Source organism: Solibacillus isronensis, assembly GCF_023715405.1.
GTDB lineage: Bacteria > Bacillota > Bacilli > Bacillales_A > Planococcaceae > Solibacillus > Solibacillus isronensis_B.
Genome location: NZ_JAMBOC010000001.1, coordinates 1,330,360 through 1,345,373 on the forward strand (window position 1 = coordinate 1,330,360; position 15,014 = coordinate 1,345,373).

General features: G+C 35.8%; 16 protein-coding genes. 7 read left to right on the top strand and 9 right to left on the bottom strand.

The window, feature by feature from the left end; all coding sequences use genetic code 11:
- Positions 1–59: 59 nt before the first annotated feature.
- From M3166_RS06835 to M3166_RS06845, 3 genes are all read right to left on the bottom strand, one after another.
- Positions 60–1,073, bottom strand: a complete 1,014-nt coding sequence (locus M3166_RS06835) for a sensor histidine kinase (protein ID WP_251688613.1) — start codon at positions 1,071–1,073, stop codon at positions 60–62.
- Positions 1,070–1,738: a response regulator transcription factor gene (locus tag M3166_RS06840; protein WP_251688615.1), complete on the bottom strand. Its 669-nt coding sequence runs from the start codon at positions 1,736–1,738 to the stop codon at positions 1,070–1,072. Before M3166_RS06840 ends, M3166_RS06835 begins: the two co-directional genes overlap by 4 nt.
- Positions 1,739–1,946: 208 nt before the next feature.
- Positions 1,947–2,834 (bottom strand): DMT family transporter, encoded by an 888-nt coding sequence (locus M3166_RS06845; protein WP_251688617.1) that lies wholly within the window; start codon positions 2,832–2,834, stop codon positions 1,947–1,949.
- A gap of 146 nt (positions 2,835–2,980) precedes the next feature.
- On the opposite strand from M3166_RS06845, the gene M3166_RS06850 reads away from it, so the two are divergent.
- The gene (locus tag M3166_RS06850; protein WP_251688619.1) at positions 2,981–4,354 is read left to right on the top strand and encodes a PLP-dependent aminotransferase family protein; all 1,374 of its coding nucleotides are present in this window, start codon (positions 2,981–2,983) and stop codon (positions 4,352–4,354) included.
- A gap of 76 nt (positions 4,355–4,430) precedes the next feature.
- Here M3166_RS06850 and M3166_RS06855 read toward each other — a convergent pair whose 3' ends face one another.
- Complete coding sequence (locus M3166_RS06855) at positions 4,431–5,402, bottom strand: alpha/beta hydrolase (RefSeq protein ID WP_251688621.1); 972 nt, start codon at positions 5,400–5,402, stop codon at positions 4,431–4,433.
- A gap of 166 nt (positions 5,403–5,568) precedes the next feature.
- Here M3166_RS06855 and M3166_RS06860 point away from each other — a divergent pair, with 166 nt between their 5' ends.
- Complete coding sequence (locus tag M3166_RS06860) at positions 5,569–5,988, top strand: hypothetical protein (protein ID WP_251688623.1); 420 nt, start codon at positions 5,569–5,571, stop codon at positions 5,986–5,988.
- A gap of 58 nt (positions 5,989–6,046) precedes the next feature.
- Here M3166_RS06860 and M3166_RS06865 read toward each other — a convergent pair whose 3' ends face one another.
- On the bottom strand, positions 6,047–7,297 hold the full coding sequence (locus tag M3166_RS06865; protein ID WP_251688625.1) for a helix-turn-helix domain-containing protein: 1,251 nt from the start codon (positions 7,295–7,297) through the stop codon (positions 6,047–6,049).
- Positions 7,298–7,488: 191 nt separating this feature from the next.
- Here M3166_RS06865 and M3166_RS06870 point away from each other — a divergent pair, with 191 nt between their 5' ends.
- The 3 genes from M3166_RS06870 (at position 7,489) to M3166_RS06880 (ending at position 10,673) form a co-directional block, all read left to right on the top strand.
- Positions 7,489–8,781, top strand: a complete 1,293-nt coding sequence (locus tag M3166_RS06870; protein ID WP_251688626.1) for an MFS transporter — start codon at positions 7,489–7,491, stop codon at positions 8,779–8,781.
- Between the two features lie 409 nt (positions 8,782–9,190).
- A complete protein-coding gene (locus M3166_RS06875) occupies positions 9,191–9,499 on the top strand; it encodes a hypothetical protein (RefSeq protein WP_251688628.1) in 309 nt (102 codons plus the stop codon).
- Between the two features lies 1 nt (position 9,500).
- Positions 9,501–10,673 (top strand): hypothetical protein, encoded by a 1,173-nt coding sequence (locus tag M3166_RS06880; protein ID WP_251688630.1) that lies wholly within the window; start codon positions 9,501–9,503, stop codon positions 10,671–10,673.
- A 75-nt stretch (positions 10,674–10,748) separates the two neighbouring features.
- Here the strand turns inward: M3166_RS06880 and M3166_RS06885 are convergent, their stop codons facing one another.
- Both M3166_RS06885 and M3166_RS06890 read right to left on the bottom strand, forming a co-directional pair.
- Complete coding sequence (locus M3166_RS06885; protein WP_241368462.1) at positions 10,749–10,958, bottom strand: hypothetical protein; 210 nt, start codon at positions 10,956–10,958, stop codon at positions 10,749–10,751.
- A gap of 51 nt (positions 10,959–11,009) precedes the next feature.
- The gene (locus tag M3166_RS06890) at positions 11,010–11,342 is read right to left on the bottom strand and encodes a redox protein (protein WP_251688632.1); all 333 of its coding nucleotides are present in this window, start codon (positions 11,340–11,342) and stop codon (positions 11,010–11,012) included.
- A gap of 92 nt (positions 11,343–11,434) precedes the next feature.
- Here M3166_RS06890 and M3166_RS06895 point away from each other — a divergent pair, with 92 nt between their 5' ends.
- Positions 11,435–11,713 (top strand): hypothetical protein, encoded by a 279-nt coding sequence (locus tag M3166_RS06895; protein WP_251688634.1) that lies wholly within the window; start codon positions 11,435–11,437, stop codon positions 11,711–11,713.
- A 265-nt stretch (positions 11,714–11,978) separates the two neighbouring features.
- Here M3166_RS06895 and M3166_RS06900 read toward each other — a convergent pair whose 3' ends face one another.
- Complete coding sequence (locus tag M3166_RS06900) at positions 11,979–12,560, bottom strand: 3D domain-containing protein (RefSeq protein WP_251688636.1); 582 nt, start codon at positions 12,558–12,560, stop codon at positions 11,979–11,981.
- A 322-nt stretch (positions 12,561–12,882) separates the two neighbouring features.
- Between M3166_RS06900 and M3166_RS06905 the strand changes: the two genes are divergently transcribed.
- Positions 12,883–14,229 carry an MATE family efflux transporter gene (locus tag M3166_RS06905; protein ID WP_251688638.1) on the top strand — a complete coding sequence of 449 codons (1,347 nt, stop codon included), beginning with the start codon at positions 12,883–12,885 and terminating at the stop codon, positions 14,227–14,229.
- Between the two features lie 131 nt (positions 14,230–14,360).
- Here the strand turns inward: M3166_RS06905 and M3166_RS06910 are convergent, their stop codons facing one another.
- Positions 14,361–14,792 carry a homoserine dehydrogenase gene (locus tag M3166_RS06910; RefSeq protein ID WP_251688640.1) on the bottom strand — a complete coding sequence of 144 codons (432 nt, stop codon included), beginning with the start codon at positions 14,790–14,792 and terminating at the stop codon, positions 14,361–14,363.
- Between the last annotated feature and the right edge of the window lie 222 nt (positions 14,793–15,014).

Genomic DNA, 15,014 nt, shown 5'->3' on the forward strand with positions numbered 1-15,014 from the left:
AACGGACTTATAGCAATTGTAATGTACAATCGCTATAAATCCGCTATTCTAAAGTTGAATTACTGCATGAAGACTACACTGCCTAAAGGGAAAATAATACTCACCTTTGTTCCTTCGCCAATTTTTGAAGTGATGGTAAGACCTAGACCAAGCTGATCTGCAAGTTTTTTACATAAATAAAGACCGATACCGGTAGACTTTCCGAATTTTCGTCCATTTTCCCCGGTAAACCCCTTTTCAAAAACCCGATGTATATCCTTTTCTGTTATCCCTATCCCGTTATCCTCAATCGTAAGGACAATATTATTTTCATTCTGGACCGTATGGATGATTACCTTTCCATCACGCTCACGTATATACTTAATTGCATTCCCGATCAGCTGATTTAAGATAAACTCCAGCCATTTTGCATCACTGAAAACGGTCCCTTCAACTTTTTCAAGATCAATCGAAATCCCTTTACTAATAAAGTCCCTTGAATTTCTCTTTATAACACTTCTTACAAGACCTGCTAAAGACACCTCTTTTATGAGGTAATCCTTGCTCACATTGTTACTTCTTGAATAATAGAGAACCTGCTCAATATATTCTTCAATCTTCTTTACTTCCTCTTTAATATTTCGGGTAACGTTACTATGATTATTTTCAATAATCAGCCGTGTTGAGGCAATGGGTGTTTTAATTTCATGAATCCATGTTTCAATATATTCCCTATACTCATTTTCCCGGTCCCGATAACTCTTTACATGCTCATGCATATCTTTGTTTGCCTGACGCAATACCTCATACAATGCCTTACCTTCCACAGTTTCAGGTTCTTTCATTACTTCCGGCAGCAAATATTTCTGATCTAAATTTTCCGTAATGCTAGTTATTTCGTTATAAAATGTTTTCTGCTTAAAATATTCGATCAGTACATATATGATGAGAGGGAAAAACCAAATACAGAAAATAAGAAAAACAATTTGGATATTCACCCCGACAAGTATCATAATCCCGCTAATAATGATAAATAAGATGAAATTAATGAGCAGGAAAACGGTTCTGTCTTTAACATATTCTTTTAGTGTCATGGAAGTATATATCCTAACCCGCGTCTCGTTTCAATATTTTTCTCCATACCTAACGCTTCCAGTTTTTTTCTTAATCTCGTAACATTGACCGATAAGTTATTATCATCTACAAAGACATCTGCGTTCCACATAAAATCCATGAGATCGTCCCTTGATACGATTTTTCCTTTGTTTTTATAAAGGCAGGAAAGTATTTTAATTTCATTTTTAGTGAGCTCTGCCTTCTCCCCTTTATATGTAACAGAACCGTTGGATAAATTGAGCTTTAAATCATTATAGACAACAGTATCCCGCATGCTCGACCCCTGGACTCTTCTTAAAATGGTTTCAATTCTCGCCAAAAGAATTTGAGTGTTATAAGGCTTTGTGACAAAATCATCCGCGCCTAAATTCATACTCATCAGTTCGTCCATCTCGTTATCCCTGCTCGTCACGACAATGATCGGCACATCCGATTGTTTCCTTATTTCTCTACAAATATAGTAACCATCAAAAATGGGTAAATTGATATCCAGTAAAATAAGATCCGGCGCTTCGTTTAGCGTTTCCTGAATAATATTTTCAAAGTTTGTCGGTGCAACAGCATCAAATCCATATGTGATTAAAAAGGTTTTCAGTTCTTCTCTTATCGTTTCCGTATCTTCTATAATAACGATTTTTGACATGCGTTCACTCCCTTATAACGTTTGGAATTCCAGATTTAAACACATTTACACTTATACCATTCTTAATCATTTATCACAAACATATGTACAGGCTGATCTATGTGATTAACTTCAACAAAAAACATTTTTTACCCTTTTTTCACCACATAAAAGAATGAAATCCAATACGGAAATCATTCTTAATCTGAACTTTAAATTTTGCCTCTCTCTATTTCTGTTTCAAGCTTTGTCTGCTGTCAGCATTTTTTCCTACTATAACGCAAAGCACAACGACCATAGCTAAAATAATTGTGATCCAAGTGACCGATTCTCCTAAAAATAATACAGAAAAGCCGATCATTAAAAAAGGCTGCAAGTATTGAATCTGTCCTACTCTCGCAATGCCGCCTAAAGACATACCACCGTACCATGCTACATAAGCTAAAAACTGACTGACTATCCCTAAATAGAACAAACTGATCCAAGCTTCGATAGGTGCTTGCAGCATACTGTCAGATATGCCGAGGCCTACAGGAATAATAAAAAAGGGGGCTCCAATTAAAATGGCCCAAGCAATTACTTGCCAGCTGCCAAGTTCCTTAGAAAGTTTGCCGCCTTCCGCATAACTAAATCCAAGTAATATGACCGCTGCAATCAGCGCAAAATCCCCTTTATGCAACTGTCCTAATCCTAAAAAAACAGCGTACATAATAACTGTTATTGCCCCGGTTACACTCGCAATCCAATAGCGTTTCGAAGGTCTCTCACCACCTCGCCACATCGCAAATCCAGCTGTCGCAAGCGGAAGTAAAGCCAATTCAATAGCACCATGTGAAACTGGTAATGACTTCATCGCATAAGTTGTAAATAACGGAAAAGCCAGTACAGCTCCCACAGCGACAATAAGTAAACTTTTAAATTGGGCTTTACTCGGTAAAGACTGTTTTTTTACAGTAAATACTGTTCCGACAATAATTGCTGCAATAACTGTCCTGCCTAATCCGACAATTGTCTCACCAAAATAAGGGACAGCAATGCTTGTAGCCGGTAATGTAAAACTGAAACAAACGATTCCAATAAAGCCTAATAGCATCCCTTTTTTCATGCTGATCTCCATTTCGTTCCCCCTTCACAATTGTAAAAAAATATTCCATAATTAGTTAATACGAATAAACTAATTAAATAGATTGTATTGAAAATCTGCTCTTTTTAAAATAAGGGAATTTCCCGTCTGTCATGGGACAGATAGCAAAGGAGAACTAGATGACAACTAAATATATTGGCATTTTGGTATGGGTTAAACAACAAATTATGGATGAGAACTTAAAGACAGGAAGTAAGTTACCGTCAATCAGACGGCTCGCTGAACAATTTCAATGCAGTAAAAATACGGTTGTGAAAGCATTACTTGAATTGGAAAAACAGCATATTATTTATGCGAAGCCTAAAAGCGGCTATTATGTAGTGGATGATCGTCAAACATTTGACAATCAGGAAAGTGATATTGATTTCTTATCGGCCGGTCCGGATAAAAGGATTATGCCGTATGAAGATTTCCAGCATTGCATTAACCAGGCAATCGATCATTATAAAGAACAATTATTTACTTATAGTGATCAACAGGGCCTTTTTTCTTTACGTAAGGAGCTTGCGAAGTATTTGCAACATTTACAAGTATTTGCGAAACCCGATCGACTGGTCATTACGTCCGGATCACAGCAGGCACTTCATATTCTTTCAGCCATGCCGTTTCCAAACGGAAAAAAGAATGTATTAATTGAGCAGCCTACATATTTTGGGATGATCGATGCCTTACAGGTAAACGGGATTACAACATTCGGAATAGAAGTGACGATGGAAGGAATCGATTTTGAAAAACTGGAGAAGTTATTTCGCTCCGCTGACATTAAATTTTTTTACATCATTCCAAGATGCCACAATCCATTAGGTCATCATTACACGAATGCGGAAAAGAAAAAAATCGTAGCTCTTGCAGAAAAATACGACGTATATATTGTAGAAGATGATTTCTTGGCAGAACTTGATACAGATTTAAAGTCCGATCCTTTGTTTGCATATGAACCTAATGAAAGAGTCATTTATGTTAAGAGCTTTTCCAAAGTATTTTTGCCTGGACTGCGAATCGCAACAGCAGTTCTACCTGAAAAAATGATTCCCTCCTTTGTGCACAGTAAATTCAGTGCAGATTTCAATACATCGCCTCTTTCACAGGGGGCTTTGGAAATCTATTTAAAAAACGGGATGTTTCAATACCATTTAGAAAAAGTGAAAAATTTATATTCAACTAAAATGAATCTATTATTAGAGGCTTGTTCTTTGTATTTACCTTCCTATGTACAATTTACAAAGCCCAAAAGCGGTTTTTACCTCACCATCTTCTTGCCTTCCGTTATTGATGTCGATAAATTGATCTACATGCTTAATGAAAAACATGTTTATGTAGATAATGCTTCAAGGATGTTCTTAAGCGAAAACAGACAGAAAGCAATTCGTCTAAGTATTTCACAAGTAAACGAAAACAAAATCCATCTCGGTATTCAGCAATTAGCCGCTCTTATAATTGATCTATATGAAAAACGGAATTATAATGCGCTCTCGTTTAAAGCGTATCTTTAAATTCATTAACAGTATTCAATATAAAAATGCTCGGTTCAATTTAGAACCGAGCATACGTCCACCTGAAGCTAAGAATTTATTTTACTTCTTCCACTTGATCAACAGTTGCTTTCACGCGTTCAAAGCCTACCTTAATCGCATTCACATATTCTTTAATCACTTTCTGAGCAAGTTCTGATTGAGGGTTCAATGATTCAAAACCATGGTATGCGCCAGGATATAAGTGGAATTCCACATCAACACCTGCCTGTGCCAATTTAGATACATACGTAATTGTTTCGTCACGGAATGGATCCAATTGCCCAACACATGTATACGTATATGGAAGATTACGATAATCCTCTGCTCTTGCCGGTGCAGCATAAATCGGTACATCATGCCCGTGCAAGTCGCCTAAATAGCATTTCCAGCCAAAATCATTCGTTTTTTGGTTCCAGATCATACCTTCTGTAATTTCGTTCGCAGAAGGTGTATCGTTGCTGTCATTAATCATCGGGTAAAGCGGCATTTGGAAACAAATTGAAGGATACTCACGGTCACGCGCTAGCAATGTTAAACCGGCTGTCAAACCACCACCAGCACTTGCTCCAGCTACGCCAATACGATTTTTGTCGATTTGCAGTTCTGCTGCATTGTCTGCAATCCATGCCAGCGCACTATAGCAATCTTCAAGCGGTGCAGGATAAGGATGTTCCGGAGCTAAACGGTAATCAACGGAAACAACGACACAGTTTGCTGTCTCTACAACTTGTACACAAAGATGATCATTTTCTTCAATGGAACCTAATACATAACCCCCGCCATGAATCCATAGTAAAACCGGTAATTCCTGATGCTGGTGGGCTGGTTTATAAATACGAACGCGAATTTCATTATCATCAATGCCAGTAATAGTTTTATTGATAATATTCACTGTTTCAGTGCTCGTTAAAGGTAGTACCGCCTGTGCCATACCTTCACGCATTGATTCCAAGTGTTCTACTTTAAAATCAAAGTCCGTAAATGATTCTAAACCGGCTAAAAATTCTGGATTTACTCGTTTGATCATCTTCATTCCTCCATGTCTCAAAAATTAAACTCACCCTACTAATCTATTCGTTTAATTAAATGAATAGAACTCAGTAACCTTGAAAATTGCTGCTTAAAACAAAATTTGAAACTTTTCCCATAACCAATCGTAAATGAGTTAATACACATATAGGGGGTGATCTCATATGAAAAAGTATTTATTTTCCACTACTCTTATTTTGTTATTTTCTTTAATCTTAGCAGGTTGTTCAGAAGAGACGAACGGCTATCAATCCGATTTAAAGGTTGAAGCGAAGGACTTACATGGATACTCTTTTGCGAACAATGAATATCAAATTTACTTAAACGATCATCACATGCTTATTACGGGGCGGCTCCCTTATAGTATAGAAAACAGTGAATCCATCCTGACTGATTTCCTAATCGATCAGGGGAAAAAAGGCGGTGATACTGTATTTGAAGAATACGATGACGTTAAAATTACAACAAAAAATAATATATACACTATTTTAATTGAAGGCTTTTCAATGGAGTTTATGAAGTTTAAAGAACATATTCTTGTAGATGAATATGGTATGGAATATATTTTGAATCAAGTGGAGTAATTTAAACTAATATCGAAGAAAAACACGGATAATCTCCAGGATTATCCGTGTACTTGTATTATTTCATTATTTCCTCATACGCATCGATAATGAACCGGATTTCTCTTGTGACTTTTAAATCTTTTACACCATCCATTGCATATAAAATATCGCGCTTTGCGTTTTCTTTGTCCCCTAGCTTGAAGTAGCATAATGCCCTTACTGCAAACGCCATGTACATCATCGACAAATCAAGCGGGTGCTGATTGTATTCTATTATTACGATATCTTTCAAAGTTTGCAATGCTTCTTCATACCGCTCAAGCATGTAGTAGGCATAGCCATATTGACCATTAAAGAAAATGTCCGCGCTGTATGAAAAGCCTTCTAATACAAAACTATTTTCAAATCTGGTCGCAACCGTTTTCTCGTAATCTTTTTCGATTTGATTTGTATATAGAAGCGTAACTAGCTGCTCCATGAGTGTTTCATTCGGGTCTTCCATAATTTCTGCAAATGCCCGTATTTTCTTTAAATAATAATAAGCCTTTTCCCCTTCTTCTTTTGAACAGTGAATGAAAAACAAAAAGCGGTAAAAATCATTTAACCGATAGACGATTTTCTTTTCTTTTGCTAATTTTAATGCTCTATCCAAGTAGTTCTCCATTTGCAAATCATCATTCAATGCTGCATAGGAAACCGTAATGTTATAGTATAAATCGAGTTTTTCAAGGTCGTCTATCAAATCACCGTATTTCTCGATATACTTTTCCCCTTCATGTAAATAGCGAAGCCCTTCCACATAATCATTTTCCAGAAACTTAATGTTTCCCATGCGGGCATAAATCTTCAATATTTTTGAGTAGCCATGTACTTGCTCATACATTTTGATTAACTTCGCAAAAGGTTTTTCCGATAAATCCATTTTCGCAAAGTAGCGCATTGTTAAATACACTTCGTAAATGCGTACTTCCTCAAAAGTAGCTCCTTTAAGACTGCCGTTTTCATAAAATGGATGGATAAGATGATACAGTTCGAGAACTTTTTCGTTTATTTTTTTATCATCATGCTCCTTATTAAGAGCTAAGCGTTTTATTTCAACATCCCGGTATAAATCTTTCATTTGCTGATGATTTTCGGTTTGCATGAGCTCGGAAACATCGATGTCGAGCTGTTTTGCAATATGCTGAAGGCTTTCCATAGATGGCTGTGCCTTCCCGTTTTCAATCAGACTGAGCATCCCTTTTGTAATTCGGTCTCCTGCTACTTGGGCAAGCGTCATTTTACGCTCTTTTCTTAGTTCTTTTATTTTGGCACCAATATTTAACACGTCGTCACCTCATTAAATATAGTTTACCAAAAATCATATAAAAGGCGAATGATTTAACCAAATTAAACATTTTATATATTTTTACATTTAATCCCTCGAATTTATTTTAATTAAATTAAACTTTTGTATTGCATTTTAAAAAATCCCACCCTATAATAAGTTTAATTAAATTAAACAAAGGGGTTTTATTTATGAATGAACAGCAGAAATTAAAAAAAGCAACGTACCATTTATACACGTTTCTAATAAGTAAAATGATTGGTGCGCTTGGATCACATGTTTACAGCTTTGGAATCAGTATGTATATTTTATCGATGACAGGCTCTTCGCTTAGTTTTGCGACAAATATTATTTTAAGCTACTTGCCGCGAACAATATTTTCACCGATTGCAGGTCTCTTAGGGGATCGTTTACCAAGAAAGTGGCTTGTACTCGGCGGGCAAGCCGGAGTTATCCTGACAGTAAGCGGCTTATTGTTTTACACACATGAATTTGGATTATCACTAATCGCAATTTATATCGCAACAGTGTTCAATAGTATTTTCAGTACTTTTTCCGGTGTAGCGTTTTCCGCATCGATTGCCAATCTGGTCGATGAAGCTCGACTGCAAAAGGCGATGAGCTTTAATCAGTTGTCCTATTCTATTTCGGGAATTGGCGGACCGATCTTCGGCGGGATGTTATTTGGTTTTGTATCGATGGAAATGTTCCTCATAATCTTCATCTGTGCTGCTGTAATCACACTTATGTTGGAATCTACGATGAATTTTGTTCTTTATAAGAAAGAAACAGTAAATGAGAATGCTGAAAACGAATCGATGTTTGAAAGTTTCAAAGCCGGTTTTCGTTATGTCAATTCAAAACCGATTATAAAAGCAATTTTATGGACTGCACTTTGGTTAAATTTATTTTTCACAGCAATCAATGTTGGCGGTGACTATATTTTATTGACGATTTTGAAGTTAGATCCAAAATATATCGGTTTTACAGAGGCTGGTGGTGCAATCGGGGTTTTAGTTACATCGGTTTATTTTGCATCAAGAGCAAACGTCAAATTTCCTTTACTTACAGTTAAACGATCCGTGTTCGGCTCGTCTGTTGTTGTCATTTTATCGGCACTGCCGCTCATGATATCATTTTCGGCAATGATGAATTTCGTCTATTATTTAATCATCATGTTTTTATTCGGAGCATTGGGTGTTATTACAAATACTCCTCTTGGCGTGTTGATGCAAACTTCAATTGAAGAAGAGTATCGGGGGCGTGTTTTTGGGATAATCGAAATGATGGCGATGAGTGCTATGCCTGTCGGTACACTAGTCTTTGGAATTTTATATGAATTCATTCCGGCACAATATATTTTAATCGTCAGCGGGCTGATCTTAATTGGTTTTGTTTTATTATTACTTCGCCCTTCAATACTAGAAATGGCTCACCCTGAACTTAAAAAGGTAAAGCTAGAAACAGAACCAGTAACTGAATAATATATATTTTCTCTAATTAGAGCTAATTTTCTATGTTAGCTCTTTTTTTTATTTGATTTGAGCCTATATAAGTTTGATATACTGTCAAAGTTTCTGTACAATTTATATTGTAATAATTTTCATATTAGAGAGGCTGATATCGTTGAATTTCCACAACTATTATTTTGTTCCAGAAGGTAAATATTCAGAATTTCAGCAGCTCCTGTCAAATAACCCATCTCTGGACGTCCAATTAGAAGATTATAATCAAGGTTATAATTTTTATTATCAATTTGTTTATAATCTGTATACATATTTAACTACGGAAGATTACGTATTAATAATGGATGATCACATACGTTTTCACTATCCTTTTCAGTCTTATCTTCATGAAATAATCATTAAGCAATACGGGCTACAGAGATTTAAAATGAGAAAAAGCAATGATACATTAATTTGTTTAATATTTTCTGTTCTTCTAAAAAGTAAATTAAAGCAGACAATACAAAACATTGTTGAGGAAACCGGTTTCGAATCGGAATTGCCATTGGAGTTAATAAACTTTTACGACAATAATCCCATTACATCCCCATCCAGTCAGACCATCAATCATATTCATATTCAGTTCCTTCAACGATTAAAAGAACAAATTTTTGTCGGCACTTACTTCAGTCAATTGATAAAAGATACTATTGACCGTACAAATCGGTATTATTTAATACATCAAAAGGAGTTTTAATATGCATACTCGTTCCGATACACCATTACATCATAGTTTGAACAACGAATTGCGATTGATCGAACGCTCATTCACACGGAGCATAAAGCAATTTAAAACTTTTTATGCAAACAAACAGTTTGATGAAGCATTTGAGCAGCTTCAATTTATTTTGGCAGTCATAGAAAGATCCAACTCCCCGGAACATGTGACAGAAGCTCTAGTTTGCTGTGTTAATTTTGCTTCCATCGTCTCTTCTATTCCACAAAGCGATATGCTGATCAACTCAATCACTCACACTATTGATACAGATTCTTTCCCTCAAAATTTGTCTATGTGCCACTATTTATTGAGCATCCATGCACTTGAAAACAATAACAATCAGGAAGCGGTTCAATATGCTAAAAGTGCATACTTTTATGCTTTGGAAATGAAAGAGGACCGATTATTTTATGAATGTAATGCCCAGTTACAGCTCGTGACCGCTCTATTGGAAAGCGGGAGTTTTGAAGAAGCTAAAAAATATATCGACCAGTTCAACTGGTATATTGAGCATTGTAAAAACGATACGGAAGTTGTTTTTGTCCATTCTATTCAGGCAAGTACTAACTTCTTAAAGCAAAATTACGAAATGGCCGTTTTTGCAATGTCTTCGTTGTTAAAGAGATTTAACGAATCAAACGAAATTATGTATACGTCGTTTTTAGCACGGCATTTTTATCGGATTATCAAGAAACATCCTGAGGCGAACTTGCTATATAGCGATCTATTGACATTTTGCGAACAAATAATTGAACGTCATAAGTCATATATTCCTGCTGAACTGAAAATGACTCAAAGTGTTTTGATTTATAACTCAAGGCAGTTTTATCAACTTGCCAACATTTTTTTTACAGAGCATATTAAAGAAAATAACCTTATTTCAATGTATAAATTAGAGCTTAAAGGTCAAATGAATTTCAGGGAATTATTTAACTTGATTGACAGTGAATCTGCCAACAATCAGCTCATTATCTACCCTTACAGTGAACAGAAGTTTTTACTGATCACAACAGAAAAATATAAAAATGTACTGATGGATAATAGGCACTTTAAAAATAGTGTAATTTATATCGGTTCTGCAGAAAATACCGAACAAAGAAGTTTTTACGGATTATATAGTGAACTGAATCTATTAATCGTCGGTCATAAATAAAGCCGCTTCAATTAAAACGCTGTCTAGCAATAAACTAGACAGCGTTTTGGCGTTACATACAAATCGATTATTCGATTAGCGTGATTCTTTCGGTGGCTGGCACACTTCACATTTTTGCTGCTTGTTTTCTTTGAACTTTTTCCAAGGTTTTTGGAATGTGTTCCCACAGGCACATTGGAAATCTAATTTTTGTGAAAAACCTTTAAATTCTGTTGATAATAATTTTGTATCTGTATTCTTTTCTACATATTCACGAATAGAATGGATTGTCCATTTTTTTGACATTAACTACACCTCCACAAGCTATTTATTATAGCACGAAAGTTTATTATTTCCTTAATTAAATAACCAATCTACCACAAAACCGAATCCTTTAAACGCAAAATAAAGTAAAAGAAGACCAACAACAATAAATCCTAGGCAGCCAAATAATCCGGAAAACATAAACAGTTTAATATTCGGTCCTTTCCGATTGCCCCACTCTTCTTTTTTATCGCTCGTGACAGAATTGACTGTACGGCAATTCGGACACTCCTTAATATATGTTCTTTTCTGTTGTTTTCTCCCGTTAAATATTTGTATTTGCGACGAAAAACGATCCTTAGAAAAGTCTATTATCATTCGTTCTTGACAATTTCTACATTCAATTTCTACCTTTTTGCCATCCATGATTACCAACTCCTTTTATTTCGTTCTTAACGCAATGATACCTGTAATGAAAATTTTTCAGGCGTATATACATATGGTAAAGGCATCTGCCTATGAATAGGAGGAATATAATTGAAAAATGGTTCGGATTCTACACCTCTTTAGAAATAATCGCAGCCAGGCTTGCCTATGCAGGTGCTGCTGTTACAACGATTGGCGATGTATTGTCTATGATTTCTACAGGAATTTCATTAAAGCTGCTTGAGGAGCAAAACGGACAGCAGGCTTCGGCTTCCTATGGCAGTGAATCTGATTTTAAGCAAATGCAAGATGAAATCGATAAATTAATTCGGGAACTTCGGCAAATAAGGAAAATGATGGGTACACCCTAATCCCGATTAAACAAATACTTTCTTGAATCTGCTTCAATCCGTCGTTCACAATCATCACAATTTATGCTCGCTTGTCGATTTATCTTAAATTGCTGATATTTTTTAGTGCCTTCCATTAATTTGAATGGCTTCCGGCAATATCGGCAAGTTGTCTCATAAAAAAACATTTCTGATTCATTCCTTCCGCAAAATCTTTTTTTATTATAACTTAAAATGAAAAAAACCTATTGCGGGAAGTAAAAGTTTCTTCGCAATAGGCTTTGTTTTATGATTTTAATAATTTAACCGTAACTGTTTTTCGTCCCCAATTTTTAGCTGTCGATTTTTTACTCATGAAGAGGTCGATTTTCTTTCCTTTAATGGCACTGCCAATATCACCTGCAACTGCAATTCCATAGCCTTCCACCCAAACTTTAGAGCCAAGTGGAATGATTTTCGGATCAACTGCAATAACCTTCAAACTAGGGTTTTTACGTAGGTTTAAACCTGTTTTAGTGATTCCTGAACAGCCTTTGCAATTAGCAGTGTAGGCTGTTGCTGACATTTTAATCGTCTTTTTTACATTAGATGGATGTGTAGCAGATTTTTTTGTTGTTGTTGCTGATTTCTTTACAGCGGTTTTATTTTTAATATGGCTTGGTAATTTAAGGACTTGTTTAACTTGTACTTTTGTTGTCTTTAAATCATTCAATGCCATGAGTTCTTTTACTGATGTATCATATTTCTTTGCAAGCATTGTTAAATTCTCGCCTTTTTTAATTGTATGTGAAGCTGCCTCTGACGTTCCTGCAAAAATAAATGTGCTTGCGATCATAACTGCAATAAATGCTACTAATTTCTTGATCATACTTGAATATTTCCCTCCAGAAAAAGTGTCGTGAAAAATCTTTTTGATTCAACATGAACTAGCATAACCTTTCAATATTTCAGTAACATGACAACTTCATGCCGCCTATATTACAATTCGATAACAAAAAGTCGAATTATGTCGATAATATATTACAAATATCTGAATTAACTTAATAGTCCAACTTAATTAGCCCTATTTTTTTACAATTTTCTCATGACTTTTTACCCTTTTAAACCTAAGAGTAAAAAACTATCCTACAGTAACAATTTATGCTAATATATTTTTTGTTTTGATTTAAACAATAGAAAGAGTGAACTGATTGGAAAAAAGCACGAAGGAATTAAGTTTATTTAAGTTAACTTGGCCATTATTTTTAGAGTTGTTCCTATTTATGCTGATGGGGTTAGCGGATACATTTATGTTAAGTGCTGTGTCGGATGATGCAGTAGCAGGCGTAGGAACAGCCAATCAATATATACAAATAGCAATTTTAATATTGGGGGTAATCGGTACAGGTGCATCCATTGTTGTTTCGCAATATTTAGGATCTCGCCTAATTGCAGAAGCATCACAAATCGCAGCATTATCGGTAACACTCAACCTACTCGTCGGTTTAGTCATTAGCGGGTTATTTATTTTGTTTTCCGATTTTTTAATGAAGATGATGAATCTGCAGGGTGCTGTATTGGAAGCAGCCCAAAGCTATTTAGTCATAGTCGGAGGATTTATATTCGTTCAGGCTTTAATTACTTCCATGTCTTCAATTATTCGTGTACAAGGCTGGACGAAACAAACGATGTATGTGTCGCTTGCGATGAATATTGTGCACGTTGTTTTAAACTATATTTTAATTTTTGGTAAATTCGGAATGCCGGAACTTGGTGTGGAAGGTGCAGCGATATCTTCTGTTATTAGTCGTGTGCTCGCCGTGGCTGTATTTTTCTGGATTTTATACCAGGCATTAGAAGTCCGTATCGAATGGGCAGATTATTATAGATTGTCTAAAAACTATATTTCTAAAATCCTAAAAATCGGGGTTCCATCTGCGCTTGAGCAGGTGCTCTACCAGACAAATCAAATCGTCCTTCTCTATTATGTAACATTTATAGGAGCTGAGGCATTGTCAGCGCGTCAGTATGCCGTGAATATCTCGATGTTTACTTATCTTTTCGCAATGGCTATCGGGATGGCAACAGCTATTTTGGTCGGCCGGTATGTCGGAGCAGGCGAGAAAGAACTTGCCTATAATAAAGTATGGTTTGGTGTAAAATCGGCGTTAATTTTTACATTGTCAATGGTCGTAATCATCATCCTCTTCAGAGAACCATTCTTGGGCCTCTTTACTGATAATGAAGAAATTATTAAAATCGGGGCGAGTGTACTGTTATTAAGTATATTCCTGGAGACAGGACGTACGATTAACATTACAATCATTAACTCATTGCGTGCTTCAGGGGATGCCGCTTATCCTGTCCGTATTGGATTCGTTTCCATGATTGTCATCGGTTTATCTCTAGGTTATTTATTCGTCTTCGTTCTTGATTTAGGTCTTGTCGGTGTGTGGCTAGCTATTGCATGTGATGAATGGATTCGTGCAGTGCTCGTTATTTTCCGCTGGCGCAGTCGAAAATGGGAACGCTATGCGATTGTTGGTTCAGATAAATAGCATGAAAAAAACATCCATTTCCTAATGAGGAGCTGGATGTTTTTTTGCTGTCGGAAACCATTAGCACTTACACTTGCACGGCAGAATCGAAAAAACGCCTTCCGCAATTTTTGCGAAGGCGTTTCCCATTATTATTTAGATGATTCTTCAGTTGAAGCAGCCTCTTCAGTCGAAGCTTCTTCTGCTACAGCTTCATCAAGCTCTGCATTTTCTTCTGCAAGCAATGCTTCTTCAGCTGCACGACGTTTTGCTTCTTCCGCTGCTTTTTTTGCCGCTTCTTCAAGTGGTTTGTTGACAACACCTAAGCACCAAATAAATTCTTCCCATGCCATGTTCCAACCTTTGAAAACTTCTTCAGAGTCGTCCCATTTCACCGAATAAGCGATCCCATCTTCAGTTTTTACAATAGATAGTGATAAGTCCGCTCCAGCACGGTCACTTAATAATTTAATTTTGCCCTCTTCATCAAAGCGTTCATCGATATTATCCTTTTCTGTGAATGAACGGCTTTGCGCAATTTCAAATAGAACATTACTATGAATTCGGTATTTATTTTTTTGCATTCTTTTCCCAACTTCCATTATTGATTCGTTACTTGTACTATCTTACAACGTTTTAAAAAAATTATCGCGATTTTTTTCAGTTTAGCACTTTAAATTATTTTATCACAAGTCGGTACAGTTAAACCACTAACTATTGCACAAAAGAGAACATATATTCCTTGTTTTTCGAAAAAAATATAAAAAAACCCGTGAAGTCTTTAAAACTTCACGAGTTTAAAAATA